This window comes from Streptomyces sp. NPDC060000, from assembly GCF_042737375.1.
Taxonomy (GTDB): Bacteria; Actinomycetota; Actinomycetes; order Streptomycetales; family Streptomycetaceae; genus Streptomyces.
The window spans coordinates 33,068-59,400 of record NZ_JBHWUU010000003.1; the positions used below are offsets into that span (position 1 = coordinate 33,068).

A 26,333-nucleotide genomic window follows, 5' to 3' on the forward strand; every position below is an offset into this window, starting at 1 on the left:
CGACGTACGGCGGGGTTACGACGGTGCCGACGACGTACGCCGGGTTACGACGCTGACGACGACGTACGGCGGGTCACGACGGTGACGACGACGTACGGCGGCGGCCTACGACCGTGACGACCGCGTACGGCGGGGCGGCCCACAACCCGGGATGACGGCGTACGACGGCGGCTACGACCAGGCCTATGGCCCGGGAAGACGAGGCGTACGACGGGCAGGGGCCGCGAGGTGCCCTGCCCGTCGTACGCACGTGAACGGTCGCGCCGTCCGCCGGCCCCGGCGGTAGCTGTAGCGGGAGCGGGAGCGGCAGCGTTCCTCAGAGCCGGGTGACGTCCAGCTCCCCTTCCGCGTACTGCCTGCGCAGCACCTTTTTATCGAACTTGCCCACGCTCGTCTTCGGCACCGACTCGATGACCGTCCAGCGCTCCGGGAGCTGCCACTTGGCGATCTGGCCCTCGGCGGCGAGGAAGGCGCGCAGCGACTCGAAGTCGGTGGTGGCACCCTCCTTGAGGACTACCGTGGCCAGCGGACGCTCCCCCCACTTGTCGTCCGGGACGGCGACGACGGCGGCCTCGGCGACATCGGGGTGGGACATCAGCGCGTTCTCCAGGTCCACCGACGAGATCCACTCGCCGCCGGACTTGATGACGTCCTTGGCCCGGTCGGTGAGCGTGAGGAAGCCGTCGGGGGAGATGGTGCCGACGTCGCCCGTCTTCAGCCAGCCGTCCGCGCTGAACTTGTCGGCGGGGCGCAGGGGTTCGGCGTCCGGGCCGTTGTAGTAGGCGCCGGCGATCCACCCGCCGCGCACCTCCAGCTCGCCGGCGGACTCGCCGTCCCAGGGGAGGCGTTCGCCGCCGGGACCGGTGAGGCGGCCCTCGACGCCGGCCGGGAAGCGGCCCTGGGTGAGGCGGTAGCCGAGTTCCTCGTCGGTACCGATCGCGTGGGCCGGCGGCCGGGCGATGGTCCCGAGCGGGGAGGTCTCCGTCATGCCCCAGGCGTGGCAGACCCGCATGCCCAGCTCGTCGAACGCGGTCATGAGGGAGGGCGGACAGGCCGATCCGCCGATGGTGACCTGGGTGAGCGAGGAGACGTCACGCGGCTTGGCGGTGAGCTCGGCCAGCAGGCCCTGCCAGATGGTGGGGACGGCGGCCGCGTGCGTCGGCTTCTCGCTCTCGATCATCTCGGCGAGGGGCGCGGGTTGCAGGAAGCGGTCCGGCATCAGCATGTTGATGCCGGTCATGAACGTGGCGTGCGGCAGGCCCCAGGCGTTGACGTGGAACTGCGGGACGACGACGAGCGAGGTGTCCCGGTCGGTCAGGCCCATCGACTCGGCCATGTTGACCTGCATGGAGTGCAGGTAGATCGAACGGTGGCTGTAGACCACGCCCTTGGGGTCGCCCGTCGTCCCGGAGGTGTAACACATGGCGGCGGCCTGGCGTTCGTCCAGCTCGGGCCAGTCGAAGGTCGTCGGCTTGTCCCCGATCAGCTCCTCGTACTCGTGCACGCGCGCGTGGGCGCCGTCGAGGAGCGAGCGGTCGCCCGGACCCGAGACCACGACGTGCTCGACCGTGGGCAGCTTCGGCAGCAGGGGCGCGAGCAGCGGGAGCAGCGATCCGTTGACTATGACGACCTTGTCGGCGGCGTGGTTGACGATCCACACCAGCTGCTCGGCCGGAAGGCGCAGGTTGAGGGTGTGCAGCACCGCGCCCATGGAGGGAATCGCGAAGTACGCCTCGACATGCTCGGCGTTGTTCCACATCAGCGTGGCCACCCGGTCGTCGCCGCGGACGCCGAGCTCGTCGCGCAGGGCGTTCGCCAGCTGCACGGCCCGGGTGCCCGCCTCGGCGAAGCTGCGCCGCTGCGGCTCGCCCTCGCCCGTCCAGGTGGTGATCCGGGACCGCCCGTGCACCAGCACGCCGTGCTCGAGGATGCGGGTGACGGTCAGCGGTACGTCCTGCATGGTGCTCAGCACGGCGTCCTCCTGGGCGGCGACATTGCCTACGCGGTGGTAACGGATGAGCTGATTCTGCGCACATACCGCGCGGTATGTCACTAGGGGGCGGCGATCGATCAGGTCACGTCCCACCCCGGACCGCCCTCCAGCCCGGACCGCCCTCCAGCCCGGACCGCCCTCCAGCCCCGATCGCCTTCCAGCCCGAACACGTCCCAGCCCACATCGCATCCCGGCCCGGATCGCATCCCAGCCGGGGTACGCCCCAGCCCGGGTCAGTGCTCATCGCGCTCCCGGTCACGCCCTGGCCCGGATCAGGACTCACGGTCCCGGTCACGGTCACGTCGCTGCGCGGATCGGGGCATCGTGCCGCGTCAGCGGACCAGCACCAGCTCAGGGTCCTCGCGCAGTTTGCCGAGGGCCCGCGACACCGCCGACTTCACCGTACCCACCGAGACACCGAGCACCTCGGCCGTCTGGACCTCACTGAGGTCCTCGTAATACCTGAGGACGACCATCGCCCGCTGCCGGACAGGCAGCTTCATGATCGCCCGCCACATGGCGTCGTGCAGCGCCTGCCGCTCCGCCGGGTCGTCCGCGGCGGCGGCAGGCTCCGGCAGCTCGTCGCACACGAACTCGTCGACCTTGCGCTTGCGCCACTGCGACGTACGGGTGTTCAGCAGGGCCCGGCGGACATAACCGTCGAGCGCCCGGCGGTCCTCGATCCGCTCCCACGCGACGTAGGTCTTGGTGAGCGCGGTCTGCAGCAGGTCCTCCGCGTCGCTGGGGTTCGCCGTCAGCGACCGTGCGGTGCGCAGCAGCGCCGGCTGACGGGCACTGACGTACGACGCGAAGGACGGGTACGTCGGGTGCGTCGAGCACGTCGGGTGCGTCGAGTACCGAGAAGGCCGCGTCATTCCGTTCGAGGCACTGGTGCAGACGGGTGTGGTCATGGCTCCACGCTAGGTTCGCGGCCCGCTCGGGCGGATCGGCCGCAGGTCCCGAAGCCGAGTCCCTCTCAGGTTGTAGGGATGGTGCCCGCCCCACCTCCTGAAGGTGGACGAGGAGACGGCGACTACTACGGGATGACCCCTGGGCAGTCATCCCGGGCGCTCATCCGTCCGAGGTGAGGACCAGGCCCGACGTCGGCACCCCCGTACCCGCCGTCACCAGCACGCGGGCGGCCCCCCGGACCTGGTTCACGGACGTGCCGCGCAGCTGCCGTACGGCTTCGGCCACCCCGTTCATCCCATGGAGGTAGGCCTCCCCGAGCTGGCCACCGTGGGTGTTCAGCGGCAGCCGGTCCGCCGCGACGAAGGCCGCGGCCTCGCCGGGGGCGCAGAAGCCGAACTCCTCCAGCTGCATCAGCACGAACGGCGTGAAGTGGTCGTACAGGATCCCCACGTCGATGTCGGCCGGCGCCAGCCCGGAGCTGCGCCACAGCTGGCGGGCGACCACGGACATCTCCGGCAGGCCCGTCAGGTCGTCGCGGTAGAAGCTGGTCATCTGCTCCTGGGCCCGGCCCGCGCCCTGGGCGGCCGCGGTGACCACGGCGGGCGGATGCGGCAGATCCCGGGCCCGCTCCACCGAGGTGACGACCAGCGCCTGGCCGCCGTCCGTCTCCTGGCAGCAGTCCAGCAGCCTGAGCGGCTCGGCGATCCAGCGGGAGGCCGCGTGGTCGGCGAGGGTGATCGGGCGGTTGTGGAAGTACGCCGCCGGGTTCGTCGCCGCGTGCCGACGAGCCGTGACGGCGACCGGCCCGAAGGCCTCCTCCGGGGTCAGCCCGTACACATACAGGTACCGCTGCGCCGCCATCGCCACCCAGGAGGCCGGGGTGAGCAGCCCGAACGGCAACGTCCAGCCGAGCGCCGTGCCCTCCGCCGACGGCTCGCGGTGCCGCACACCCGAGCCGAAGCGGCGCCCGGACCGCTCGTTGAAGGCGCGGTAGCAGACGACGACCTCGGCCACACCGGCCGCGACGGCGAGCGCCGCCTGCTGCACGGTCGCACAGGCCGCCCCGCCGCCGTAGTGGACCCGGGAGAAGAAGGACAGCTCACCCATGCCGCAGGCCTGCGCCACGGTGATCTCCGGACTGGTGTCCATCGTGAACGTCACCAGCCCGTCCACGTCGGCGGCCGTGAGCCCCGCGTCGGCGAGGGCCGCCCGCACCGACTCCGCCGCCAGCCGCAGTTCGCTGCGCCCAGAGTCCTTGGAGAACTCCGTGGCCCCGACACCGACGATCGCGGCCCGGCCGCCGAGAGAGTCCCGCGTCCGTACGCTCACCCGGCGCCTCCCGGCGGGACGGTGGGCGGGGCGCCCTCCGGCGGGACGGTGAGCGTCGCCGTCCCGGAGACATGCCTGCCGACTCCGTTGTCCCCGGTGACCCGCACCACGGCCGTGTCTCCGTCCACCTCCTCGACCCTGCCCCTCAACACCAACGTGTCCCCTGGGTAGTTGGGTGCCCCGAGCCGGATGGCGACCTTGCGGAGCACGGCCGTCGGGCCGAAGTGGTCGGTGAGGTAGCGCCCGACCAGACCGTTGGTGGTGAGGATGTTCATGAAGATGTCGGGGGACCCCTTGCGCCGGGCCAGTTCGGGGTCGTGGTGGACGTCCTGGTAGTCACGTGAGGCGAGGGCGCCGGCGACGATCAGGGTCCGGGTGATCCCGATCTCCAGCGGCGGCAGCTCGTCACCGGGCTTCACACGGCCACCTCCGTCGAACGGAGCCGGAAAACAGGCAGCACCAACTCATCGCCCCCTTCATCCACTTCGTCCCCGTCGCCGTAGGCCCGGAACTCCAGCTCCACCGGCATGCCGATCCGCACCTTGTCGTAGGGCACGTCGACCACGTTGCTGACGATGCGGACGCCCTCGGCGAGTTCGATCAGCCCGATCGCGTAGGGCGGGGAGAAGGCCGGGAAGGACGGGTGGTGCATCACGACGTACGAGAACACCGTGCCCTCCCCGGCCGCCTCGACGGTGTCCCACTCCGCCGATCCGCAGGCGTTGCAGCCGGGGAGCCAGGGGAAGCGGAGGGTGTCGCAGGCGGTGCAGCGCTGGATGAGCAGGCGATGCAGCCGCACCCCGTCCCAGAACCCGGCGTTGTCCCGGTTGACGACAGGTCGCGGCCGCCGCTCCGACGCCTTCTCTTCCTGGGGCTGCTTGCGCTGCGCGGACTGCTTGGGCCGCGCGGACCGCTCGGGCTGCTCGGACGGCTCGGACGGCTCAGGCCGCCTGGGCTGCTCGGGCGGCCGCTCGGACTGCGTGGGCTGCTCGGGCGGCCGCTCGGACTGCGTCGGGTCCTTCGCCTCTTGGGATCGTGGTTGTTGCTGCGGCGCCTTCCGTCCCCGTCCGCTCGGCGCGTACTTGAGGATGCGGAACCGGTGGGTGCCGACCAGCGCCTCACCCACGCGTATGTCCGTCCGGGTCGTGACGAAGTACCCGGTGCCCAGCTTCGTCCTCTTCCGCTGCGAGACCGACTCGATCACCGTGTCGAAGGCGACCTCGTCACCCGGCCGCAGCGGACGCACGTACTCCTGCTCGCAGTCGGTGGCCACGACCGAGGTGCAGCCGGCCCCGTCGAGGAGGGATAGCAGCTCGTCATAGGCCTGCGCGCGCCCCTCATGGCCACCGAGGCCTCCCATGATCCACGCCTGGAGCATGGTGGGCGGGGCGATGGCGCCGGGGCCGGTGTACGCGGGGTTCCGGTCGCCCATCGCCTCGCACCAGTGCCGGATCATGGGCGCGTTGACAGGGTCCCGGCCGACGCCGGAGACCGCCGCGGGACGGCCCTCGTAGGCCTTGAGCCGCGCGTGGAGCTCGTCGTCCACGGCCGTACTCCTTCCAGGACCGGTACGGGAGCCGAGCGCCGGGCACAGGAGAAGCCGACCCGCCCGAATGGTTTCTGACTGTCCGTCAGATAAAGACTCGTGTCAAGGTCGGGAGGGGCAGCAAGGGCAGCAGGAACGCGCCCTCCAGCCAACCGTCACGCACGAAAACGTCTGTGCGGCGATACCGAAGTACCGTCGCACAGACGCTCATCCGCCCCACAGACCACACCCCGGCGCGCAGTTCCCCTGGGACAGTCGCCGGACGGGGTCCCCCTCAGACCCCACCCGCCCACCCCAGACCCCCGCCCCCTCGGGCCGACCCCCACAACCCCCCAGGCCCCCCACAACCTCCAGGCCCCAGGCCCCCAGGACCCCAGGACCCCTCTCAGGTCACCGCCACAGCGGGGCGAAGGCGACCGCCACGTTGCTGTTGCCCTGATTGACCGCTGTGAACGCGGACCCGTTGACCTGCGCGCTATTGCTCTGGTTCGACGCCCCCGATCCGACCGCGTTCTGCTGCGTGGTGGACGAGTTGCCCCTGTTGTCGTGGCCGACCCCGCTGCCGACGATGCTCGCGACACCCGCGTTCGATCCGTTGTCCGCCACCGCGACGCCGGCGAAGAGGGCGGCCGCCAGCGGAAGGGCGGAGACGGCGGCGATGACGCGGACGGTACGGATGCTTGCCATGTTGTTCCTCCAGAACGGAAGTACGTAAGTACACGAAGTGCGTGTGATGCACGAACTACATCTCACACGTGGGCAGTTGGCCGACCACCCTGGTGCCCTTGTGACGACGTCGCGAGATCAGAATTGCCCACCGGATCCCCGGTGAACCAGCCCGGAAGCCATGATTAGCACTCAAGCGTGATGACATGTCGATAAACCCCTAGCACCACTTTTCCCATCCGGGAGCCCACAATCCCCGGCAAGTCGGGCATCCGTCCCCCAGGCCCCACAAGCGGTGAAGCGTTACGGCAGTTTTTCCGGCCGACCGACCGCTCTTCGGCGCGTCGTCACGCACCCCTCTTCCCTTTTTCGAACATACGTACGATCATTGACCCATGGCCACCACCGACCGGTATCCCCGGCAGGCCACCACGCTGGCCCTCGCCCACGCCCTGTCGGCCGCCGAACGCGGCCTGGCCGTCATCCCCCTGTCCCGGACGAAACTCCCGGCCCTGCGTTCCCCCCACCGGGACGCCCCCGAACCGACGGGCCCGCCCTGCCACGGCGAATGCGGTCGCCCCGGCCACGGCGTGTACGACGCCTCCACCGACCCGGCCCGAGTCCGTGAGCTGTTCGCCGCCGCGCCCTGGGCCACCGGCTACGGCATCGCCTGCGGCCTGCCCCCGCACCACCTCATAGGCGTCGACCTGGACACGAAGTCCGGCACCGACTCCACGACCGCCCTGCGCGAACTGGCCCTGCGCCATCTCTTCACCATCCCGCCCACGGTCGTCGTCCTGACGCCGTCCGGCGGCCGGCACCTCTGGCTCACCGGCCCGCCGGAGGTCGTGGTCCCCAACTCGGCCGGCCGCCTCGCCGCCGGCATCGACATCAGGGGCGCCGGCGGCTACCTGGTGGGCCCCGGTTCCCGCACGGACCACGGCGTCTACGCCACCACCCCCGGCACCGCCCACCTCACCCCCGCGCCCTGCCCACGCTCCCTCCTGCGCTTGCTGCTGCCGCCGCCGCGCTCCCGCCGCCCCGGCCCCGGCTCCACGGCGGGCGGCGCACACGGCCAGGGCCTGGTCCAGTTCGTCCTGGCCGCCCACGAGGGCCGGCGCAACACCCGCCTGTTCTGGGCAGCGTGCCGGGCCTACGAGGACGACATCGGCGACCAGCTCGCCGACGCCCTCACCGACGCCGCCGTCCGCACCGGCCTACCAGAACGCGAGGCCCGCTCAACCATCACATCAGCGGCCCGCATGACCCGCCGCACAGCATGAGCCAGCAACACGGAGACAACCCCCTCCAGGGAGGGGCACCCCTTCTGATCCGCCCGCTTCGCTCAGCTCCGCGGACCCCGAATCACCGTGCAGCCAGGGCCCTCCTACCGCGCGCCGTACGGGGCGGTCCAGTCCGATCACAGGAGTACGGCGCGGTGTGGGAAGGAGGTGTGGGAAGGAGGCTCGCCGCAAGGTACTCACTGCCGCGCACGTGGCCTCTCCCCCCGCCGCCATCCCGTACGACCTGCGGCACGCGTGCGTGCCCTTCTGGCTCCGCTCCGGGGTGAGCCTCGCCGAGACTGCCCGCCGTGCGGGGCAGAGCGTCGCCGTGCTTCAGCGCTACTACGCCAAGGTTCTGGACGGCGAGGAAGTGAGGATGAATGCGCTGATCGAGCAGGGGCTGGTGGAACACGAGGCCTAGGAGCCTCGTGGGTCACGGAAGATCCAAAGGCGGGCTCCCGGCCCTCCTTCCTCCGATAATCTCTCCGCGCCAAGGCCACCACGCCCTATGCCGGGTGCGGGCCGACTATGCGACGCGACCGTGTGACTTCGCGGCTCACGCTGCCTCACGGACTGGAGAACACCATGCCCCGCTGGGCAATCGTGGTAGCTCACGGAGACGCGGAATCCTCTCGGTACTACATCCACAGCGAACCCGAAGGGACCGAGAGCGAAGCCCTGGCCGCGTTACTGAACACTGTCGACGCCTTCCAGAAGGCTTCCAGACCAAAGTCGATCAAGCGCCAGAGACGACAAGTCTTCCGCGTCTCTGAGCGCAGCTACTTCGTCCGCGTCATGCACCGGGGCTACTCGGGCCAAGCCCACTTCACCCTTGCCGAACTCGTAGCCGACACCCACGACGACGACCTTCCCGACACCGTCGCCGACCTGACGGCGGAGCCGTGAATCCTGGCCGCAGGTCGGCCGCACGCGCTGGTCAGAGGTGGGATACCGGCGAGTCAGGGTGAGACAGGATCACGCCGAAGGGGTGCCTCTCCGGAGAGTGGCACCCCTTCTGACCTGCAACGCTTCTGACCTGCGCGGTGGGTGTGGGATTTGAACCCACGGTGACATCGCTGCCACGACGGTTTTCAAGACCGTTCCCTTAGGCCGCTCGGGCAACCCACCTGCGCCCCGGCCCACCTGGGGTGGAGCGGGTACAGACTACCGGGCGCGGACGATGCTCGGGGGGCGTGGCCCACACGGGGTCCACTGGCTCCGTTCCACTACCCAGAGCCACCGCTCTGGTCAGCACCGCGTCTGAGAACCACCCTGCCACCTGGAAGCCTGAGGGCTTGCAGGGAATCAAGGTGTTGCTTCCCGTTCTGAGGCTCGTTGGTGTGGTGTGCGCATCCCGGATGAGACTCGTGACCAACTCGTCGTGAAGTTCGCGGTGTTGCTCCCGCATCTGGACGAGCGGCAGCGACGGCTGTTGATGGCTGCGGAGGCCCGGGGCCTGGGGCACGGCGGTGTCCGAGCCGTGGCACAGGCCGCTGCGGTCAGCGAGACGACGGTCCGCAAGGGCGTGTTCGAACTCGAGGCCGGTGAGGAGCCGCTGGGGCGGGTGCGGCGTCCGGGCGGGGGCCGCAAGGGGGTCGCGGATCTTGATCCGGGGCTGCGGCCGGCACTGTTGGCGCTGGTTGAGCCGGATGTGCGGGGTGATCCGATGTCGCCGCTGCGGTGGACGGTGAAGTCCACCCGCACGCTTGCGCGCGAGCTGACCCGGGCCGGGCACCGTGTCAGCGCCGACACCGTCGCTGGCCTGCTGCGGGAGGAAGGGTTCAGCCTGCAGGCCAATGCCAAGACCATCGAGGGCAGCCAGCACCCGGACCGGGACGCTCAGTTCCGCTATCTCAACGAGCGGGCCCGCGAGCACCGGGACGCTGGCCAGCCGGTCATCAGCGTGGACACCAAGAAGAAGGAACTCGTCGGCGAGTTCAAGAACAACGGCCGGCAGTGGCGGCCGACGGGTGAGCCGGTGCCGGTGAACGTCCATGACTTCGCCGACTCGCAGCTGGGCAAGGCCGTCCCCTACGGCATCTACGATCTGGCGGCGGACACCGGCTAACGGACCGCGCTAGGAGCTGCCCATTGGGTCAGGCCGTGGGGCGGCGGCGAGTGCGGAGCCAGTGAACCCCCTTCACGGCGTAAACGGGGGTCATGAGCGCGAAGCCAGTGAGGGCAAGCCAGTACCAGAATCCCGTCACAACGGGACGCAGCAGCAGGCCGCTGAATGTCAGCAGGGAACCGACGATTTCTAGCAGGTCAAGGCGCGCGTTGAGACGCGTCGCGGATTCGGATCCGCGCAGTCGACGGATGGCTGGAACGAGGGCGACGACCTGCATGAAGGCCGCCAGACCGAGAGCGGTCCGGACTAACCAACCGAGTATGTTCACGGCGCGCACTGTATCGCTCTCCCTGACGCCTTCGGGACGAAGATCCGAAAGGAATACCTAAGGTCGCTGACCAGCAGGTTCCTGGCTCTCGTCCGTTCCACTACCCAGAGCCACCGCTCTGGTCAGCACCGCGTCTGACTTGTCCACGAGAACGGACGGCAGATGTTCAGCACTTCGGGAGGCGCCCCTGACCGCCTCTGTTCGATTGCGGCAGTTCCGAAGAGTGAGTACAGGCGCCCCCTGCCAGTCGGCTAGAAGAGGCCGGCGCGCATGTGGTGCGTGAGGTTCTCCAGGATCTCGCGCAGCCACGGGCTGCGGACGGCCGGCAACCGAACCAACGTGTGCTGGAAGGTTCCCGGGTCGGCCCGAAACAGGTGGTGGGGACGCGGCGCGGGCGGGTCGTCGCGGAGAACGCCGTCGGGCATGGTTCCTGAGACGGGGAGGTGGAGGTGTGGCTCGGGGAAGGCCATCCACATCCACACCCCGAACGGCAGCGGCACCGGGTATGCCGATGCGGCCGGGCCGGCCGGGCTCCAGACTTCCCCCGTCTGTGGGTGGGTCGGCACGATGACTATGTCGGCGTCCGTGTCGCGGGCGGGCAGTCCGGGTCCGGCCAGGACGGCGCGCCGCGTCGGCTGGACCGCGGGCAGCAGGACGTCGAGGGCGCGTTGGAACACTTCCGCGATCAGGCCGTGCGGGACAGCCACCGGCCGGCCATCCGAGGCGGCCAGCAGGTGGGCCAGCGCCCGGCCGGCTGCCGCCTCCCATTGCGGGCTCCATGACCACCAGTGGTCCAGCCCGAGCAGTGAGCCCCATCTCGTGATCGGCACGCTCGGGGGCGTGACCCTTCCCTCCACCAAAAGTTCCGCCCAGGAGAGGGTTGCGATGTCGGCGTTGTCGACGGGCAGGCGGTGCACGGTGTACGGCGCGAGCCAGACCGCCTGCCAGAGTGAGCAGTCGTCGATGCGGTTCGCCACGGGCAGGCCGCACGCCTCGCAAGCCATGTTGAGACCGTCACCCCAGTCGAGGCCGCAGCAGTAGCCGCCGGCCTGCTCCGGAACGAGCACGGTGCCGCGGGTATCCCCGGGTGCGATGACGATGGTGCCGGGTGGGCCGCCGGACAAGGCGTAGACCGGAGCGTGGATGCCGCGGGATGCCGCCTCGTCTGGATCGATCTCCTCCCACCTCCGCCACGGGTGCCCCCAGGGCTCCGGTTCCACGGCAAACGTGCCCGACTCCATGAGGACCGGGAGCTGAATCCCGTTCCCGTACTTCTGATGGGCGTGGGCCGGCAGCTCTACCTGAGACAGCGGGTTGGTCAGCCTGGCGCCACACCCAGCACACACGAAAACGAACAAATGCCCTCCGCTAGAGAAACGGGGGGCATCGTCGCAGCTCTGCGGCGGACCGGCCAACGTGTTTTCATCCGCCGCGCGGGACCGTGCACCGCCACGATGGGAAGCGTCACCGTTCGAATCATCGATGTGGCGAGTGCCTCCCGAAGTGGTGAACATCTGCTGCCCGTTCTCGTTCTCGTAGACAAAGCCACCGCGTCCGAGAACCACCCTGCCACCTGGAAGCCTGAGGGCTGTCCGGTAATCGATCTTCAAGTCGATGCAGACGTGGGTCGGCCGCGAAGTGATTGCAGTTCATGTGCCAGTAGGTCGCGCCGAGCAGGAGACGGTCCTCCAAGGGGAGTCCCGGACGGCTGCCCGTCGCACCACCGCGGCATCCTCGTGTCGGAGCACGGTCAGCAGCCAGGATGGTCCGGACACCGTGATCACACCAGTCACAGCCAGACCTTCTCACCCACGATCAGCAGTCACAGGGCAGCCTTAGGGTGAGCGGATGGTCGGACGGGATGTAGGGAAGATTCGGGCGGCGCTGCCTGCTCACGCGATCGAGGTCGGGTCCGATCCGCTGGAGCGACCCACGCGGAACTCCGTTGGCGGCTGGCCCTTCCTCGGCAACGCACAGGAGTGGCCCTCGTGTTTCTGCGGGGAGCGGATGGCCCTGTTCTTCCAGCTCGACGTGCCTCTGGACCTGGGGCCTTTCGGTGGAGACCATCTACTGGTCTTCCACTGCCGTGCGCACAACGACGCGTCCGAACCCGAGTTTGCCGATGGCCGGCTGGTACCCGAGTACTGGGACGCTCCGCAACTGCCCTACCCTCGTCCGTTCTGGCGCATACTCCTCCAGCAACACGCGGTGTTTCCGACTGTGGAGCCCGAGCCGTCCGTATGCGCACTGCCGCTGAGGCTTCGGCCCTTCGTGGAGACCCCCAACCCGCGCGGGCTCGGAGCCCAGTCGTTCAAGGTGGGCGGCACACCGTCCTGGGCGCAGGATCCCGAGTACTACGAGTGCGTGTGCGGCGCCGATCTGGAGTACCTCTGTCAGGTCCCGGAAGGCATGGAATTCGCCGTCCATCCTGGCCAACCAGAGCAGCCCTACAGCGTTGGGGCCGACACCTACGGGCTGTTTCTCGGCAACGAGGTCTACTTGCTGGCGTGCCCGGCACACTGCAATCCGGCGGCAGTCTGGCCCGTGAACCAGAACTGAGTCCTCGGCATCACCGGCCTGCACAGTCCCGTCCGTGCCCTCACGGCGAGCAGGTCAGCGCACGTTCCTGAGATCGAGTACGGGACAGCCCTTCGTGCTCACGTGTCGGCCGGAAGACGAGGCGATTCCAAAGCTCGGAGACGTCAAGGTGAACAGCCCCACGCCGAAGGGGTGCCCCTCGCGAGGGGCACCCCTTCTGAACAGCACGTCTATGACCTGTGGAGTGGGCGGGATCCTGCCCGCGGGGACGCTTACGCGTCCTGGCACCCCTTCTGGGCACGCGCGCGTGTGGGTCGGTCGGTGCTGAACCGGGGAGGTACGCGCGCGTGGGTCGGACGGGTGGTGGCTCGGCCCGCCGTCGGTGTCAGCTGTCGCCCTTGCGGGAGCCGAGGGTGAGGTCGACGGTGTGGGTCTTGCCGTCGCGTTCGTAGGTGATCGCGACCTTGTCGCCGGGCTGGTGGGTCCAGATCTCGCCGATGAGCGTCGGGCCGCTGTCGATCACCATGTCGTCGAGCTTGGTGATGACGTCGCCGGGCTTGAGGCCCGCCTGGGCCGCCGGGCCGCCCGACTCGACCGCGGAGGAGCCGCCCTCGGCCGTGTCGGTGATCTTCGCGCCGTTCGTGGAGTCCGCCAGGGAGACGGACGCGCCGATCTTGGCGTACACCGGCTCGCCGGTCTTGATCAGCTGCTGGGCGACATACCTGGCCTGGTTGATCGGGATGGCGAAGCCGAGGCCGATCGAGCCGGACTGGGTGGTGCCGCCCAGGCCGCCGCTGCCGGTGGACTGGATCGCGGAGTTGATGCCGATGACATTGCCCGAGGCGTCCAGCAGCGGACCGCCGGAGTTGCCCGGGTTGATCGAGGCGTCCGTCTGGAGGGCGCTCATGTAGGAGGCGGCACTGCTGGTGCCGTCGCTGGAGGCCACCGGGCGGTTCTTCGCGCTGATGATGCCCGTCGTGACCGTGTTGGACAGGCCGAAGGGGGCGCCGATCGCGATCGTCGAGTCGCCGACCGCCACCTTGTCGGAGTCGCCGAGGGTGAGCGGCTTCAGGTCCGAGGGGGCGTTCTTGAGCTTGATGACGGCGACGTCGTAACCCTGGGCGTGCCCGACGACCTCGGCGTTGTACTTCTTGCCGTTCGGGAAGGTGGCCGTCACCTTGCCACCGCCGACCGCGTCCGCGACGACGTGGTTGTTGGTGACGATGTGACCCTGGGTGTCGAAGACGAAGCCCGTGCCGGTGCCGCCCTCGCCGCTACTGGACTCGGCCTCGATGGTGACCGTGCTGGGCAGCGCCTTGGCGGCGACCCCGGCGACCGTGCCCGGCTCGCGCTTGACGTCGCCCCCGTTGGTGGAGGCGGAGACGGTGGTCGAGCCGGTGTTGTCGTCGTTCTTGGCCAGTGTGTAGCCGAGCCCGCCACCCAGGCCGCCCGCGACCAGCGCGGCGACCAGGATCGCGGCGATGAGCCCACCGCGGCCACGGCCCGACTTGGGCGCGGGCTGCTGATAGGAGGCACCCCAGGCGGTCGCCTCGGGACCACCCGGGCCACCGAAGCCGCCGGCTCCTCCCGTGCCACCGGCTCCACCGGTGTCTGCGGCGGCCGGGGCGCCGGAGCCGTACGCGTGCGTGCCCGCGCCTGAGTCGGCGTACAGGGGTGTGGCGGGAACGGGGGTCGGCCAGTCGTCCCCGGCGGCCGCCGGGGTTCCCTGAGGCGCCTGAGGCGCCTGGGGAGCGGTTGGCGGCGGCCAGTGGCCGTCGGCCGGGGCCGGTGCTCCCTGCGGCGCGGTGGGCGGCGGCCAGTGGCCCTCGGGTGCACCCGCTGCGGCGGGCGCACCGCCGGCATCCGGTGCCTGCGCGGGCGCCGTCGGCAGCGGGGCCATGGGCGCGCCGGCGTCGGGCACGGCCGCCTGCGGGGAGGCCGAGGGAGATTCCACCGGCACGGGGGGTGCGGACGGGGCCGGGGGTACCTGAGTGCCCTCGCTCTTGCCCTCGTTCTCGGTGCTCACAGCTCTTCTCCTCGGTCCACGGCTGTTGTCGTCGGTCGCACTGGGTAACACTGGGTCATACTCGTCCGTGCTCGTCCGCGTTTTTCACGCTTTGTCGCACGCTCTGCAGTCGACCCCGCGCGCTGAAGCTGTGCGTGCGCTTTTGTACGTCTCAGCTTTTCCCACGGGCCGTCAGAGCACCATAAGCGGTGGCTGTGGGTCCATGGCCATTCCTTATATGGGTCATTACGAACAATAAGTGCGCATCGTCGAAACATCTCAGAGGGTTCTCAGACGACCGGGCGCCGGTGGCACCATGACGCGGTGACCCACGCACGGCAGCACCACATCCAAGTCGTCGCTCACCGCGGGGCTTCCGAGGACGCCCCCGAGCACACCCTGGCCGCGTACAAGAAGGCGATCGAGGACGGTGCGGACGCCCTCGAGTGCGATGTACGGCTGACCGCGGACGGCCATCTCGTCTGCGTCCACGACCGTCGCGTCAACCGTACGTCCAACGGCCGCGGGGCGGTCTCCGCCCTGGAACTGGCCGACCTCGCGGCGCTGGACTTCGGCTCCTGGAAGACGCGGGAGGCCCGCGAGGCCTGGCACGCGCGCAAGGAGGATCCCGACTGGGAGGTCCGGCCCGAGGACCGCGCGGAGACCTCCGTCCTGACCCTGGAGCGCCTGCTGGAGCTCGTCTCCGACGCGGGGCGACGGGTGGAGCTGGCCATCGAGACCAAGCATCCGACGCGCTGGGCCGGACAGGTCGAGGAGCGGCTGCTGGTGCTGTTGAAGCGGTTCGGCCTGGACGCGCCGGCCTCGGCGGCCGAGTCCCCGGTGCGGATCATGAGTTTCTCGGCCCGTTCCCTCCACCGCGTGCGTGCCGCCGCACCCACCGTGCCGACGGTGTACCTGATGCAGTTCGTCTCGCCCCGGCTGCGTGACGGGCGACTGCCCGCGGGGGTCGGGATCGCCGGCCCCTCCATCCGGATCGTGCGCAACCACCCGGCGTACATCGAGCGCCTCAAGGCGGCCGGCCACCGGGTGCATGTCTGGACCGTCAACGAATCCGAGGACGTCGATCTCTGCGTCGACCTGGGCATCGACGCCATCATCACCAACCGGCCGGGCGAGGTGCTGCGACGGCTCGGCCGCTGAGCCCGCGCCTGGAGGAAGTCACAGAAGTCCCAGAAGCCCCATCCACACCTCTTGACCTCACAGCGCGTCTACAGCATCCTCCGTTCTCAGCCATACCGTCCAAATTCAGCCACTCACTGACAGGCCCCTCACAGGGAGTGCTCCGGCGCGTTCGGTCCGTGTTCGATCATGACGAATGCGTCGCCGGGGCCGCATTGGCCGGTTTCCGGTACAGGCCAATGGGGCATTCACACCGTGGCGTGGGGCGAAGGAGGTCTCGGGGGTGGCGTTGGTGGTGGCACGGGAGGTGCCCGCGTCGTCGAGCATGGCCGTACCCCATGGCCCTGCGGGCGTGGGGAACGCGAGACATTGCATGCGCGATCAGCTGCGCAGTGGTGGGGTTTCGGAATCGGTCATCGACGACGCCGTACTGATCCTTTCCGAACTCCTGAGCAATGCGTGCAAGCACGGCAGGCCGCTGGGCGATGCCCTGGCCGGGGACGGAGACGTCCGGGCCGCGTGGCGTGTCGACCAGGGTGGCCGGCTGATGGTCGAGGTGACCGACGGCGGCGGCCCGACCCGCCCGGCCCCGGCCACTCCCTCCGTCACCGCGCACGGCGGCCGCGGGCTCAACATCATCACGGCACTGGCCGACGACTGGGGCGTACGGAACGACGCCCGCGGTGAGGTCACGGTGTGGGTCGTCGTCCACACGGACGTCCACGACCCCGACGCCGGTTGTCGGCGCGACGACTTCGCGTCCCGGGTCGGGGCCCCGTCGGTGGCGTCGATACCCGGCTTGGACTTCGCGGACGCGTTCGACGACCTGGACTAGAGCGACGAGGACCGACGAGGCCCGGACGGTGCGCCCCGCTTTCCCTTACTGGCGGGGCGCCCCCGGCCGTCGCCGGGCCTCACCCCGCTTTCCCCGGCCCTCGCCGGTCCTCACCCGCTTTCCCCGGCCCTCGCCGGTCCTCGCCGGTCCTCGCTGTCCCGTACCGGCCGTCCCGGTCCTCGCCGGTCCTCGCTGTCCCGTACCGGCCGTCCCTGGTCCGTGCCGTCCCCCGCCGCCGGTCGCTGTCCCCCCGTCGCCGGTCGTTGTCCGTCGCCGCTCGCTCGTCCACGACCCCCGCGTTGTCCACAGGTTCCCGTGACGGAGCGTACGAACGGCTAGGCTCCCGCCGTACCAGACGAGCCGTACCCGGGAGACACCCAGTGGCCAAGAAGCGACCCCAGACGAAGGCCAAGCGGCCGCAGCTCACCGACGCGGAGATCCCGGCCGTCGGCGCGCGGGAGCCCTGCCCGTGCGGCAGCGGCCGCCGCTACAAGGCCTGTCACGGCAGGGCCGCCGCGCATGCCGTGACCGAGCTGGTGCAGCGGCCCTTCGAGGGCCTGCCGGGCGAGGGCCACTGGGTCGCGCTGCGTGAGCTGGTGCCGGCCGCCACGGTCGAGCTGACGCTGAGGGGCGGCCTGCCCGAGGGCGTCCCCTCGGTCACGCTCGCCACGGTGCTGCCGATGGCCTGGCCCGCCCTGCGCCGCGACGACGGCTCGGTGCTCCTCGGCCTGCAGAACGACACGCCGTCGGGCGACATCAGCCGCGACCTGGCCGACACCCTGCGACGGGCCCTGGAGGCGGATCCCGGCACTCCGGTGCAGGCGCGCCGCGCCCCGGCCGACGGTCCGCGGATGCAGGATCTGCTCGACGCCGAAGGCGCGTTCGAGCCAGTTGTGCACAGCGGCTTCGAGTTCTGGGTGCCTGACCCGGAGAACGCCGCGCCCGAGGTGGCCGCCTCCCTGGAGCGGGCCAACGCCGCGGCGATCCCGACCGTGAGGCTGACCGGCGTGGATGCCGCGTACTGGTGCGAGACGCCGGACAAGAACCACCTGCGCTGGGTCATGCTGCACCCGGAGGAGCAGCTCCTGGACGCCCTCGCGCGGCTGCACGCGGCGGGCCGTTCGAACCTCGGGGAGGGCACGCGTCTGGTGGGCTCCTTCCGGGCGCACGGCCTGACGGTGCCGGTCTGGGACCTGCCGAGCGCGGTCACCGCGGACGATGTGGAGAAGCCGGCCGCCGAGTTCGCCGAGCGGCTCGTCGCCGCCCTGGAGTCGGACGCACCGCTCACGGCCGACGAGCGTCGCGCGCGTGGCGGCCTGACCAACCGACAGGTGACACTCAGCTGACGCACAGGGCCGCAGTCCGGCCGGACCGACCGACCGGTCAGCCCTCCGGGTCTCGACGGACGGCGTGACTCCGCTCACAACTGCCGTCCGCGCAAGGTGAGTCGGCGCCAGAAGCGCCGATTCCGCGGTGTCCGGAATACCGACCAAAACAAGAGATCGAATTTGCGTGGAGCGGATCTCTTGTTACCGTTCGAGTTGCCCGGTTGCTGGTGCATCCCCCGTCGCCAGCAACCGGGTTTTTACGTGTCCGGCCGCGTTCAGACGCTGCGGTCGTACGTCAACTGCCCGTTCCGGTCCGAGAGTTGCTCCCGGAGCGAAGCAGCAGCGGTCCGTCGCCGGCCGATCGGGCGAATTCCGCGACCGCCGTGTACGACCCCAGTTCACCCCGGGTCCGCTCACGGGGTGTCTCGCAGGATCCCGGCTCGTCCTCGGCGCCCACCGAGCAGCGCGTCCGTACGGTGTGACCCTCGGGCCCCATGAGGCTCAGGAAGGCTTCCAGGGCACGTCCGGTGGCGTTGCGGTAGTAGGCGCGCGCCCAGGTGTCCTCACCCTGGGACAGCACGCAGGTCTGCGCCTCCACACCGTCGGGCGAGGTGAGCTCGGGACCGCAGCGGGCGGCGGTGGCCAGCCCCACGCCGAGCAGCAGCGGGGAGCGGGAGGGTTCTACGGGGGGCGCCTTGGGATCCGTACCGTCGGCGGCACGCGTACCGGCGGCCCCGGCGGCGGCACGCGAGCCGGCCGCTTCGGCGGCGACATGTGTTTCGGCCAGGTCGGCCGCACGTCCTTCGTCGCCGACCGGCCCCGCGGACGCCATGGCCAGAGGCAGCGCGATCGCGCCTGCCACGGCGCCCCCGAGGGCGAGGAGACGAAGGTTCATGTAGCGGAAGATAGAGGGCGAACGCCGGTGTGCTTTCCGGTGCGCGCCCGACACCCCTACAACTCGGGCGCGCTCACACCCGTACGAGTGAGGGCGTCGACGACGGCGTCCACCACGGCCTCGACGTCGGGCACCCACGGGGAGGCCGAACCGGGCAGCGGCGCGCGCTCCCACCGGATGTCGCCCCGGCCCGTCTCGGACGGGGGCAGCGCGATGTAGCCGCCCTCGCCGTGGAAGCGCAGGGAGCCGGGCACGAAGTCCTTGGCGTAGAGCAGCTCACCCAGCTGCTCCATCGTGTACGGCCGGACGAGCACCGACCAGCGGGTGGGCGAGGCGACGACCGGGCCGAGGCGGATGCCCTGCCGGTCGAGGGCCACGAGTGCCCGCGAGGCGGCGAGGGCGGGAAGGCTGACCGCGCAGGGGGCCGTGCCCCCGGTGGCCAGGATGATCGGTGCGGTCGGCCGGTTGGTCCACCACCAGCGCACCATGCGCGCTTCGGTGGTGGCCGCGAGGAGGCCGGGGTCGAAGGGGTGAGCACCGGGGACCGTGCACTCCGGGTCGGGACAGCCGCAGCGGGAACGCCCCTGCGGGTCGGCCGTCACGCCCGGGAGGACGGGCCACTGCCAGTCCGTAGCGAAGGTCAGGGCCGAGTCGATCAACTCAGGTCCTCTGTCGCTGGACTGGGACAGGAGCCTGCGTCGCTTTCCGAGGATCTCGCGCATGAGCGCTCGTTCCTTTCCGTTGCACCGCTGGCAACACCGTGGGCCACATCACATCATGTGTCGATCACTTCACTGTGCGTACCTGTTGGCGCATCACACCCCTGCATGAGACAAGGGGGGCCCCTCAGGGTCGAGCGGTGGCTGCTTCCGCGGCCACTCCGTCCGACTTGCGTCCATCTAATGCCTGGGCATGGCGTGGGGTGGCGAAGTCTGGCGTTTGACGTCGCGCGTATTTCTCTTCGCCTCCGCCACGGGAGGATGGGGCACGGTCGTCGATGATTATGACGCCCGGGCCGGTCACCAGGTTCCGGGAGGCTCCCTACGAGCTCCCAACGACCCCTGGCCCTTACCGAGTACGTACCCATCACGACCGCTGTGACGCTCCGTGGAGCAAGCCCAGTCGACCGCAATCACCCGTTACCCGAGGCAGTTTTAAGCCAAGTTTACAATTCCGCAAGGGAGCCGGAAGAACTGTGCCCGATTCTCCCAAAGACCCCACGGACACCAGCAATCCCAGCAGGACAATGCTGGACATCCCCTCACGAGTGCGTGTACATGTGGAGACACCGCTAGCGGCGCAGAATGACATGGGGGTTTGCGATGCTTTTGAGCAATACGCTCCGGTCCGAGAGCCGGACGCCATGAACGCCCCTCACCCTCCGAAAGTGGCCGGAATCGATTCAACGGTTCCCTCGCCCGCACACACTGTCGCGCCCGCGCCCGTAACCGCGGGCACTCCGACGGTCCCTGCGGCCTCCTCCGGTTCCTCAGGCCCCGGAGTTCTGCTGACCGACCGGCTCGCCGGCTGGGTCTCCGATCTCACCACCCTCCACGAACTCACCGAACGCCTGACCCGCACGGACACACTGCCGGACGCACTCCAGGAGCTGCTGCGCGCCGGAGCCGCCCTCGTGGGCGCCCGGCGCGGTCTCGTCGTCCTGGAGCCCGCCGACCGGCTCGGACCGGACACCATGATCGGACTGGGCCTCGGCCGCGCCGACCTCGGCCATATCGAGACGGTGCCGCGCAGCGCCCTGTCCTACGGCCGCATCCTCGAAGGGCTGCCCGGCGGCGAGGGGGAGATCGCCGAGCCCGACCTGTTCGCCGAGGACGGCCTGGACCCTCGCCACCGGGAGGTGGCCGCCCGCCTCGGTTACGCCGCCAGCTACGCGATGCCCCTGGAGGCGGACGGCGCTTCCGGCCGCCTGGGCGCCGCCGTATGGCTCTACGACGAGCCCGCCGAGCCGGGTGAGCGCCGGCGCCACCTGATCGGCCTGTACGTCCGGTACGCCGGCGAGCACCTGGCGCGGCTGCTGGAGGTCGAGCGCACACGCGCGTGCATGAAGACGATGGCCGAGGAGCTGCTGCCCTCCCGCCTGCCACGCGTGCCCGGCGTCCAGCTCGCCGCCCGGCACCGCACCGGCCCGCGCGGGGGCGGCGACTGGTACGACGCGCTGCCGCTGCCGGACGCCGCGCTGGGTCTGGCCGTCGGGTCCGTCACCGGGTCCGGGCCGAGCGCGGTCGCCGCGATGGGCCGGCTGCGCGCCTCCCTGCGGGCGTACGCGGTGATGGAGGGCGAGGACCCCGTCGCGGTCCTGTCCGACCTGGAGCTGCTGCTGCGGCTGACCGAGCCCGCGCGGTCCGCCACCGCCCTGTTCGCCTACTGCGAACCGGCCCTGCGCAAGATCACCTTGGCGGGCGCCGGGCACTGCCCGCCGCTGGTGCTCGGCGAGCGGCGTACGGAGTTCGTCGAGACCTCCGTCTCCGCCCCGCTGGGCATGCTGGCCTGCTGGGAGGCGCCGAGCGTGGAGCTGGAGGCCGAGCCGGGCGAGACGGTTCTGCTCTACACCGACGGCCTGCTGCACCGCACCGGCGACCCCGTCGACCGCGCCTTCGCCCGGCTGCACGCGGCCGCCGCCGGGGTCCCGAAGCCCCTGCGGCACGACCCGGGCGCGATCGCCGACCACGTGCTGCGCACACTTCTGCCGGACGGAGCGGCCGAGCGGGACAGTGACGAGGACGTGGTGCTGCTGGCGGCCCGCTTCGAGTAGGGCGGCGGTGACATCGGGTGACCGGCCCGGCGACAGGTCCTTCGGCCCTGGCCCCCCTTACGTACGACCGTACGATGGAGGGGGTCCAGTGCCGTATCTAGGAGGATGACCGTGGCCGACGAGCTCACCCCGGCTGTACCGGAAGACGCTGCTACCGCAGCGGGCCCGGAAGCCGAGTCCGAGGAGCCCATCAAGCAGCGGAAGAACGGCCTGTACCCGGGCGTCTCCGACGAGCTGGCCGAGAGCATGAAGTCGGGCTGGGCCGACACGGAGCTGCGGGACCTGGAGCCGATCGCCCAGGCCGCCGAGACCGCCGCCCGCCGCGCCGCGCTGTCCGCGCGCTTCCCCGGCGAGCGCCTGGTGGTTCCCGCGGGCAACCTGAAGACCCGCTCGAACGACACGGAGTACGCCTTCCGCGCCTCCGTCGAATACGCGTACCTCACGGGCAACCAGACGGAGGACGGCGTCCTCGTGCTGGAGCCCGTCGCCGACGGCCACAAGGCCACGATCTACCTGCTGCCGCGCTCCGACCGTGAGAACGGCGAGTTCTGGCTGTCGGGGCAGGGTGAGCTGTGGGTCGGCCGCCGGCACTCGCTCACCGAGGCGGAGAAGCTGTACGGCATCCCGGCCGCCGACGTGCGCGAGCTGCCGGACAAGCTGCGCGAGGCCACCGGCCCGGTGCGGGTCGTGCGCGGCCATGACGCGGCCATCGAGGCCGCCCTGACCGACAAGGTCACCGCCGAACGCGACGCCGAGCTGCGCGTCTTCCTCTCCGAGGCCCGTCTGGTCAAGGACGACTTCGAGATCGGCGAGCTGCAGAAGGCCGTCGACTCGACGGTCCGCGGCTTCGAGGACGTCGTGAAGGTCCTCGACAGGGCCGAGGCGACGAGCGAACGCTACATCGAGGGCACGTTCTTCCTCCGCGCGCGCGTGGAGGGCAACGACATCGGCTACGGCACCATCGCCGCCGCCGGCCCGCACGCCTGCACGCTGCACTGGGTGCGCAACGACGGCCCGGTCCGCTCCGGTGACCTGCTGCTGCTCGACGCGGGCGTCGAGACGCACACGTACTACACCGCCGACATCACGCGCACGCTGCCCATCAGCGGCCGCTTCAGCGAGATCCAGAAGAAGATCTACGACGCCGTGTACGAGGCCCAGGAGGCCGGTATCGAGGCCGTCGGGCCGGGCGGCAAGTACCGCGACTTCCACGACGCCGCACAACGCGTGCTGGCCGCGCGGCTCGTCGAGTGGGGCCTGGTCGAGGGCCCCGTCGAGCGGGTTCTGGAGCTCGGCCTCCAGCGCCGCTGGACGCTGCACGGCACCGGTCACATGCTCGGCATGGACGTCCACGACTGCGCCGCCGCGCGCGTGGAGTCGTACGTCGACGGGACGCTGGAGCCGGGCATGGTGCTGACGGTCGAGCCCGGCCTCTACTTCCAGGCCGACGACCTGACGGTGCCCGAGGAGTACCGGGGGATCGGCGTCCGGATCGAGGACGACATCCTCGTCACGCAGGACGGCAACCGGAACCTGTCGGACGGCCTGCCGCGCCGCTCCGACGAGGTCGAGGCCTGGATGGCTTCGCTGAAGGACTGACAACGCCGATCGATGGCCGGGTACCGATGGGTGCCCGGCCATTCACCTGTCCGGGCGGCTCCCGCGCTCCCGCCCCGGAACGACGGCTGTCCAGGTGGGACTCGTATCCAGGGGAAATCATGTCCAGGGGGACCGCGTGAACGACTTCTGGTCCGGTGTCGGCGTCGACCTGCATCTGGAGCCCGACGCCGGCGAGGGGCGGCGGGCCGGGCTGGAGCGGGCTCTGCGGGACGCCGTACGGGAGGGGCGGCTCGCGCCCGGGAGCCGGCTGCCGGCCACCCGGAGGCTCGCGGCCGAGACCGGCATCTCGCGCAACACGGTGAAGGCCGCCTACGACCAGTTGGTCGCCGAGGGCTATCTGACGGCGCGGCAGGGCTCGGGCACCCGGGTCGCGGCGCTGCCGTCCCCCGCCGCCGAACCGCCGGGCACCGCCGCACGCGCGCGTGAGCCGCGTTTCGACCTGCGGCCCGGCAGCCCGGACGTCGGGGCGTTCCCGGCCGCGGCCTGGCTGCGCGCGCTGCGCCGGGCCATCGCGACGGCGCCCTCACTGGCGTACGACTACGGCGACCCGCGCGGCCGCATCGAGCTGCGCACCGCTCTGTCGGGGTATCTGGGACGGGCGCGGGGTGTCATCGCACCGCCGGAGCGGATCGTGATCACCTCCGGGTACGTGCAGGGTCTCGCGCTCCTCACGCGCGTGCTGGGCGGCGCCGGGATCGCGATGGAGGACCCGGGGCTGCCCTTCCACCGCGAGGTCGTACGACGCAACGGCGGGACCGTGACGCCGGTGCCGGTCGACGGGCGTGGGGTGCGCGTCGGGGAACTGGGCGACGCCGGAGCCGTGGTCGTCACGGCCGCGCACCAGTACCCGACCGGAGTGACCCTGCACCCGGGGCGGCGACGGGCGCTGACGGAGTGGGCACGCGCGCGTGACGGGCTGATCGTCGAGGACGACTACGACGGGGAGTTCCGCTACGACCGGCAGCCGGTCGGCGCGCTCCAGGGGATGGCGCCGGAGCAGGTCGTCTACCTGGGCACCGCCTCCAAGACGCTCGGGCCGGCGCTGCGGCTCGGCTGGATGGTGCTGCCGCCGCGGCTGGTGGACGCGGTCGCCGACGCCAAACTGCACAGCGACCACCACACCGAGTCCATCGGGCAGCTCGCGCTCACCGAGCTGATCGACAGCCATGCCTACGACCGTCACGTACGCGCGTGCCGGCTGCGCTACCGCCGCCGCAGGGACCTGCTCCTCGACCGGGTGGGAGCGCAGCGGGGCGTGCGCGGGATCGCGGCCGGGCTGCACGCGCTCGTGGAGGTCGGCGACGAGGCGGAGGTGCTGGCGCGCGCGGAGGCCGAGGGGCTGGCGGTGGGCCGTCTCGGCGAGCACTGGCACGCCACCGGCGACGGCCTCGAAGGACGGTCGCAGGGGCTGGTCGTGGGTTACGGGACACCCCGGGAGCGGGTGTATCCGGAGGCGCTGGAGACGCTGGTGCAGGTGCTGGACGGCAACTGAGCCGCCGGCTCGACCGCCTGCCGGATCCTCCTGGTGGTTACACCGCCTGTGGATTGGACCTGGTGGATTGGGCCACTGAAAAGCTGTCGAAGTGGTTCTGCCGAGCGGTCCACCCGGTCTCTAGCGTCGTGGGTATGACGACGAAGACTCTCCCGAGCAGGACTCCCCCGAGGCAGGGTCCCTCGCGGCGGACTTCACCTCAGCGCCTGCTCGCTCTCGCCCAGTTGGGCAACTCGGTCGGGGACGGCGCGTACTACACGACGTCGGCCCTGTACTTCACCCAGGTGATCGGTCTCGCCCCCGCGCGCGTGGGGCTCGGGCTCACCCTGGGGTGGGCGGTCGGCTCGCTGGCCGGGGTGCCGCTGGGGCGACTGGCCGACCGGCGCGGGGCGCGTGGGACGGCGGTGCTGCTGGCGCTCGCTACCGGGCTCGCGGTGGCGTCCTTCACGCTCGTGCGCGGATTCGTGCCGTTCGTCCTCGTGGCGTGCGGGTACGCCGCCGCGCAGTCGGGGCTCGCGGCGTCCCGCCAGGCCCTGCTGGCCGCGCTGGTGCCCGCCGGGGAGCGGACGGGGCTGCTCGCCCGGCTCCAGGCGACGCTGAACGCGGGTCTGGCGGTCGGCGCCGGGCTCGGCGGGCTCGCGCTGCACTCCGGGACGCGGGCGGCGTATCTCGGGGTGTTCGTGGTCGACGCGGTGAGTTTCCTGGTGTGCGCGCTGCTGCTCGCCGGGCTGCCCCGGGTGGCTCCCGGGGACGTACGCCCGCGCGGGAGCGGCCTGGGGGTGCTGCGGGACCGGCCGTACGCCCTGGTGGCGCTCCTGAACACCGTGCTGCTGTTGCGGATGCCGCTGCTGAGTCTCGTGCTGCCGCTGTGGATCACCGAGCGGACCGGGGCGCCCGCCTGGCTGGTCTCCGCGCTGTTCGTGCTCAACACCGCCGCGGTGACGGTGTTCCAGGTGCGGGCGGCGCGTGGCGTGACGGGACTGGCGAGCGCCACGCGCGCGGTGCGTCGTGCGGGCTGGGTGATGTGCGCCGCGTGCGCGGTGTTCGCACTGTCCGAGGGCGCCTCGCCGTGGGTGGCGGCGGGCGTGCTGGTGCTCGGGTCGGTGCTTCAGGTGGCTGCGGAGATGGGGCAGTCCGCGGGCTCCTGGCAGCTCTCCTTCGACCTGGCCCCGGCCGACCGCGTCGGCGAGTACCAGGGGTTGTTCGGCACCGGCGTCACGGTGGCCCGCACCCTCGGCCCCCTGGTCCTGACCTGGCTGCTGGTCGAATGGGGCACACCGGGCTGGCTGCTGCTCGGCGCGGCGATGGTCGGGGCGTCGTACGCGATGGGTCCGGCGGCCCGGCGTGCCGCGGCCGCCCGGAAGACGGAGCCGGCCGCGCGGTTGATCCCGATCGGCTGACGGCGCCCGTCGCGAAGCGGTGCCGACGAGGGGCCGGGGCACCGCGACGGGGCGCCTCGGCATCCCGCGGAGGCACCACGGCACCGCGGCATCGCGCTTGGGCCGCCGCCCGGCTGACGACGCGGAGGGCATGCTGCGCCCGGGCCGACGTGGCGCCGCGCCGTCCTGGACGTCGCTCCGCG

General features: G+C 71.0%; 22 protein-coding genes, 1 tRNA gene and 1 pseudogene. 12 read left to right on the forward strand and 12 right to left on the reverse strand.

The genetic code is table 11. The features are described from left to right. Positions 1-316: 316 nt before the first annotated feature. From ACFWBB_RS02990 to ACFWBB_RS03015, 6 genes are all read right to left on the reverse strand, one after another. Positions 317-1,972, reverse strand: coding sequence for a long-chain fatty acid--CoA ligase (locus ACFWBB_RS02990; protein WP_385266127.1), 1,656 nt, complete (start codon positions 1,970-1,972; stop codon positions 317-319). 353 nt (positions 1,973-2,325) lie between these two features. Beyond that, complete coding sequence (locus ACFWBB_RS02995) at positions 2,326-2,904, reverse strand: SigE family RNA polymerase sigma factor (protein WP_385266130.1); 579 nt, start codon at positions 2,902-2,904, stop codon at positions 2,326-2,328. Between the two features lie 160 nt (positions 2,905-3,064). Continuing rightward, on the reverse strand, positions 3,065-4,234 hold the full coding sequence (locus ACFWBB_RS03000; protein WP_385266132.1) for a lipid-transfer protein: 1,170 nt from the start codon (positions 4,232-4,234) through the stop codon (positions 3,065-3,067). Then, entirely contained in the window at positions 4,231-4,653 is a 423-nt protein-coding gene (locus ACFWBB_RS03005) for a MaoC family dehydratase (RefSeq protein WP_385266135.1), read from the reverse strand. The genes ACFWBB_RS03000 and ACFWBB_RS03005 overlap by 4 nt, the downstream gene beginning before the upstream one ends. Beyond that, positions 4,650-5,780 carry an OB-fold domain-containing protein gene (locus ACFWBB_RS03010; protein ID WP_385266138.1) on the reverse strand — a complete coding sequence of 377 codons (1,131 nt, stop codon included), beginning with the start codon at positions 5,778-5,780 and terminating at the stop codon, positions 4,650-4,652. Before ACFWBB_RS03010 ends, ACFWBB_RS03005 begins: the two co-directional genes overlap by 4 nt. Before the next feature lie 390 nt (positions 5,781-6,170). Next, complete coding sequence (locus tag ACFWBB_RS03015; RefSeq protein WP_385266140.1) at positions 6,171-6,467, reverse strand: hypothetical protein; 297 nt, start codon at positions 6,465-6,467, stop codon at positions 6,171-6,173. Positions 6,468-6,841: 374 nt separating this feature from the next. On the opposite strand from ACFWBB_RS03015, the gene ACFWBB_RS03020 reads away from it, so the two are divergent. From ACFWBB_RS03020 to ACFWBB_RS03030, 3 genes are all read left to right on the forward strand, one after another. Further along, positions 6,842-7,729 (forward strand): bifunctional DNA primase/polymerase, encoded by an 888-nt coding sequence (locus ACFWBB_RS03020; protein ID WP_385266143.1) that lies wholly within the window; start codon positions 6,842-6,844, stop codon positions 7,727-7,729. 211 nt (positions 7,730-7,940) lie between these two features. Further along, positions 7,941-8,150 carry a hypothetical protein gene (locus tag ACFWBB_RS03025; protein ID WP_385266146.1) on the forward strand — a complete coding sequence of 70 codons (210 nt, stop codon included), beginning with the start codon at positions 7,941-7,943 and terminating at the stop codon, positions 8,148-8,150. Between the two features lie 164 nt (positions 8,151-8,314). Next, complete coding sequence (locus ACFWBB_RS03030) at positions 8,315-8,635, forward strand: hypothetical protein (protein ID WP_385266149.1); 321 nt, start codon at positions 8,315-8,317, stop codon at positions 8,633-8,635. A 135-nt stretch (positions 8,636-8,770) separates the two neighbouring features. Here the strand turns inward: ACFWBB_RS03030 and ACFWBB_RS03035 are convergent. Then, positions 8,771-8,857 (reverse strand) — tRNA-Ser (locus ACFWBB_RS03035). Between the two features lie 217 nt (positions 8,858-9,074). Between ACFWBB_RS03035 and ACFWBB_RS03040 the strand changes: the two are divergent. Next, positions 9,075-9,794, forward strand: a pseudogene (locus tag ACFWBB_RS03040) (ISAzo13 family transposase); the annotation flags it as partial. A gap of 31 nt (positions 9,795-9,825) precedes the next feature. On the opposite strand, the gene ACFWBB_RS03045 reads toward ACFWBB_RS03040, so the two are convergent. Both ACFWBB_RS03045 and ACFWBB_RS03050 read right to left on the reverse strand, forming a co-directional pair. Next, complete coding sequence (locus tag ACFWBB_RS03045; RefSeq protein ID WP_385266152.1) at positions 9,826-10,125, reverse strand: hypothetical protein; 300 nt, start codon at positions 10,123-10,125, stop codon at positions 9,826-9,828. A 251-nt stretch (positions 10,126-10,376) separates the two neighbouring features. Continuing rightward, positions 10,377-11,483 (reverse strand): hypothetical protein, encoded by a 1,107-nt coding sequence (locus ACFWBB_RS03050; RefSeq protein WP_385266432.1) that lies wholly within the window; start codon positions 11,481-11,483, stop codon positions 10,377-10,379. Positions 11,484-12,132: 649 nt separating this feature from the next. Here ACFWBB_RS03050 and ACFWBB_RS03055 point away from each other — a divergent pair. After that, positions 12,133-12,684, forward strand: coding sequence for a hypothetical protein (locus ACFWBB_RS03055; protein WP_385266155.1), 552 nt, complete (start codon positions 12,133-12,135; stop codon positions 12,682-12,684). A 364-nt stretch (positions 12,685-13,048) separates the two neighbouring features. On the opposite strand, the gene ACFWBB_RS03060 is transcribed toward ACFWBB_RS03055, so the two are convergent. Then, positions 13,049-14,689: a S1C family serine protease gene (locus ACFWBB_RS03060; protein ID WP_385266158.1), complete on the reverse strand. Its 1,641-nt coding sequence runs from the start codon at positions 14,687-14,689 to the stop codon at positions 13,049-13,051. Between the two features lie 303 nt (positions 14,690-14,992). On the opposite strand from ACFWBB_RS03060, the gene ACFWBB_RS03065 reads away from it, so the two are divergent. The 3 genes from ACFWBB_RS03065 (at position 14,993) to ACFWBB_RS03075 (ending at position 17,989) form a co-directional block, all read left to right on the forward strand. Continuing rightward, entirely contained in the window at positions 14,993-15,829 is an 837-nt protein-coding gene (locus tag ACFWBB_RS03065) for a glycerophosphodiester phosphodiesterase (protein ID WP_385266161.1), read from the forward strand. A gap of 175 nt (positions 15,830-16,004) precedes the next feature. Next, positions 16,005-16,643 carry an ATP-binding protein gene (locus ACFWBB_RS03070; RefSeq protein WP_385266164.1) on the forward strand — a complete coding sequence of 213 codons (639 nt, stop codon included), beginning with the start codon at positions 16,005-16,007 and terminating at the stop codon, positions 16,641-16,643. Between the two features lie 380 nt (positions 16,644-17,023). Next, positions 17,024-17,989, forward strand: a complete 966-nt coding sequence (locus ACFWBB_RS03075) for a DUF5926 family protein (protein ID WP_385266167.1) — start codon at positions 17,024-17,026, stop codon at positions 17,987-17,989. A 277-nt stretch (positions 17,990-18,266) separates the two neighbouring features. Here ACFWBB_RS03075 and ACFWBB_RS03080 read toward each other — a convergent pair whose 3' ends face one another. Continuing rightward, the gene (locus ACFWBB_RS03080; protein ID WP_385266170.1) at positions 18,267-18,866 is read right to left on the reverse strand and encodes a hypothetical protein; all 600 of its coding nucleotides are present in this window, start codon (positions 18,864-18,866) and stop codon (positions 18,267-18,269) included. Positions 18,867-18,922: 56 nt separating this feature from the next. After that, positions 18,923-19,588: a bifunctional DNA primase/polymerase gene (locus tag ACFWBB_RS03085; RefSeq protein WP_385266173.1), complete on the reverse strand. Its 666-nt coding sequence runs from the start codon at positions 19,586-19,588 to the stop codon at positions 18,923-18,925. Positions 19,589-20,112: 524 nt separating this feature from the next. On the opposite strand from ACFWBB_RS03085, the gene ACFWBB_RS03090 reads away from it, so the two are divergent. The 4 genes from ACFWBB_RS03090 to ACFWBB_RS03105 all read left to right on the forward strand — a co-directional run bounded on the left by ACFWBB_RS03090 (position 20,113) and on the right by ACFWBB_RS03105 (position 26,151). Continuing rightward, positions 20,113-21,639 (forward strand): PP2C family protein-serine/threonine phosphatase, encoded by a 1,527-nt coding sequence (locus ACFWBB_RS03090; protein ID WP_385266435.1) that lies wholly within the window; start codon positions 20,113-20,115, stop codon positions 21,637-21,639. Positions 21,640-21,744: 105 nt separating this feature from the next. Continuing rightward, the gene (locus ACFWBB_RS03095) at positions 21,745-23,238 is read left to right on the forward strand and encodes an aminopeptidase P family protein (RefSeq protein ID WP_385266176.1); all 1,494 of its coding nucleotides are present in this window, start codon (positions 21,745-21,747) and stop codon (positions 23,236-23,238) included. A gap of 136 nt (positions 23,239-23,374) precedes the next feature. Continuing rightward, on the forward strand, positions 23,375-24,751 hold the full coding sequence (locus ACFWBB_RS03100) for a PLP-dependent aminotransferase family protein (RefSeq protein WP_385266179.1): 1,377 nt from the start codon (positions 23,375-23,377) through the stop codon (positions 24,749-24,751). Between the two features lie 134 nt (positions 24,752-24,885). Next, a complete protein-coding gene (locus tag ACFWBB_RS03105; RefSeq protein ID WP_385266182.1) occupies positions 24,886-26,151 on the forward strand; it encodes an MFS transporter in 1,266 nt (421 codons plus the stop codon). The last annotated feature ends 182 nt before the right edge of the window (positions 26,152-26,333 follow it).

What these genes read in the sequence shown, in the direction of transcription:
- ACFWBB_RS03085 (WP_385266173.1), bottom strand. Translation starts at nt 19,588, where the DNA reads ATGCGCGAGATCCTCGGAAAGCGACGCAGGCTCCTGTCCCAGTCCAGC.
- ACFWBB_RS03095 (WP_385266176.1), top strand. Translation starts at nt 21,745, where the DNA reads ATGACCGTGGCCGACGAGCTCACCCCGGCTGTACCGGAAGACGCTGCT.
- ACFWBB_RS03105 (WP_385266182.1), top strand. Translation starts at nt 24,886, where the DNA reads ATGACGACGAAGACTCTCCCGAGCAGGACTCCCCCGAGGCAGGGTCCC.
- ACFWBB_RS03030 (WP_385266149.1), top strand. Translation starts at nt 8,315, where the DNA reads ATGCCCCGCTGGGCAATCGTGGTAGCTCACGGAGACGCGGAATCCTCT.
- ACFWBB_RS03070 (WP_385266164.1), top strand. Translation starts at nt 16,005, where the DNA reads ATGCGTCGCCGGGGCCGCATTGGCCGGTTTCCGGTACAGGCCAATGGG.
- ACFWBB_RS03015 (WP_385266140.1), bottom strand. Translation starts at nt 6,467, where the DNA reads ATGGCAAGCATCCGTACCGTCCGCGTCATCGCCGCCGTCTCCGCCCTT.
- ACFWBB_RS03080 (WP_385266170.1), bottom strand. Translation starts at nt 18,866, where the DNA reads ATGAACCTTCGTCTCCTCGCCCTCGGGGGCGCCGTGGCAGGCGCGATC.
- ACFWBB_RS03055 (WP_385266155.1), top strand. Translation starts at nt 12,133, where the DNA reads ATGGCCCTGTTCTTCCAGCTCGACGTGCCTCTGGACCTGGGGCCTTTC.
- ACFWBB_RS03090 (WP_385266435.1), top strand. Translation starts at nt 20,113, where the DNA reads ATGCTGGACATCCCCTCACGAGTGCGTGTACATGTGGAGACACCGCTA.
- ACFWBB_RS03020 (WP_385266143.1), top strand. Translation starts at nt 6,842, where the DNA reads ATGGCCACCACCGACCGGTATCCCCGGCAGGCCACCACGCTGGCCCTC.
- ACFWBB_RS02995 (WP_385266130.1), bottom strand. Translation starts at nt 2,904, where the DNA reads ATGACCACACCCGTCTGCACCAGTGCCTCGAACGGAATGACGCGGCCT.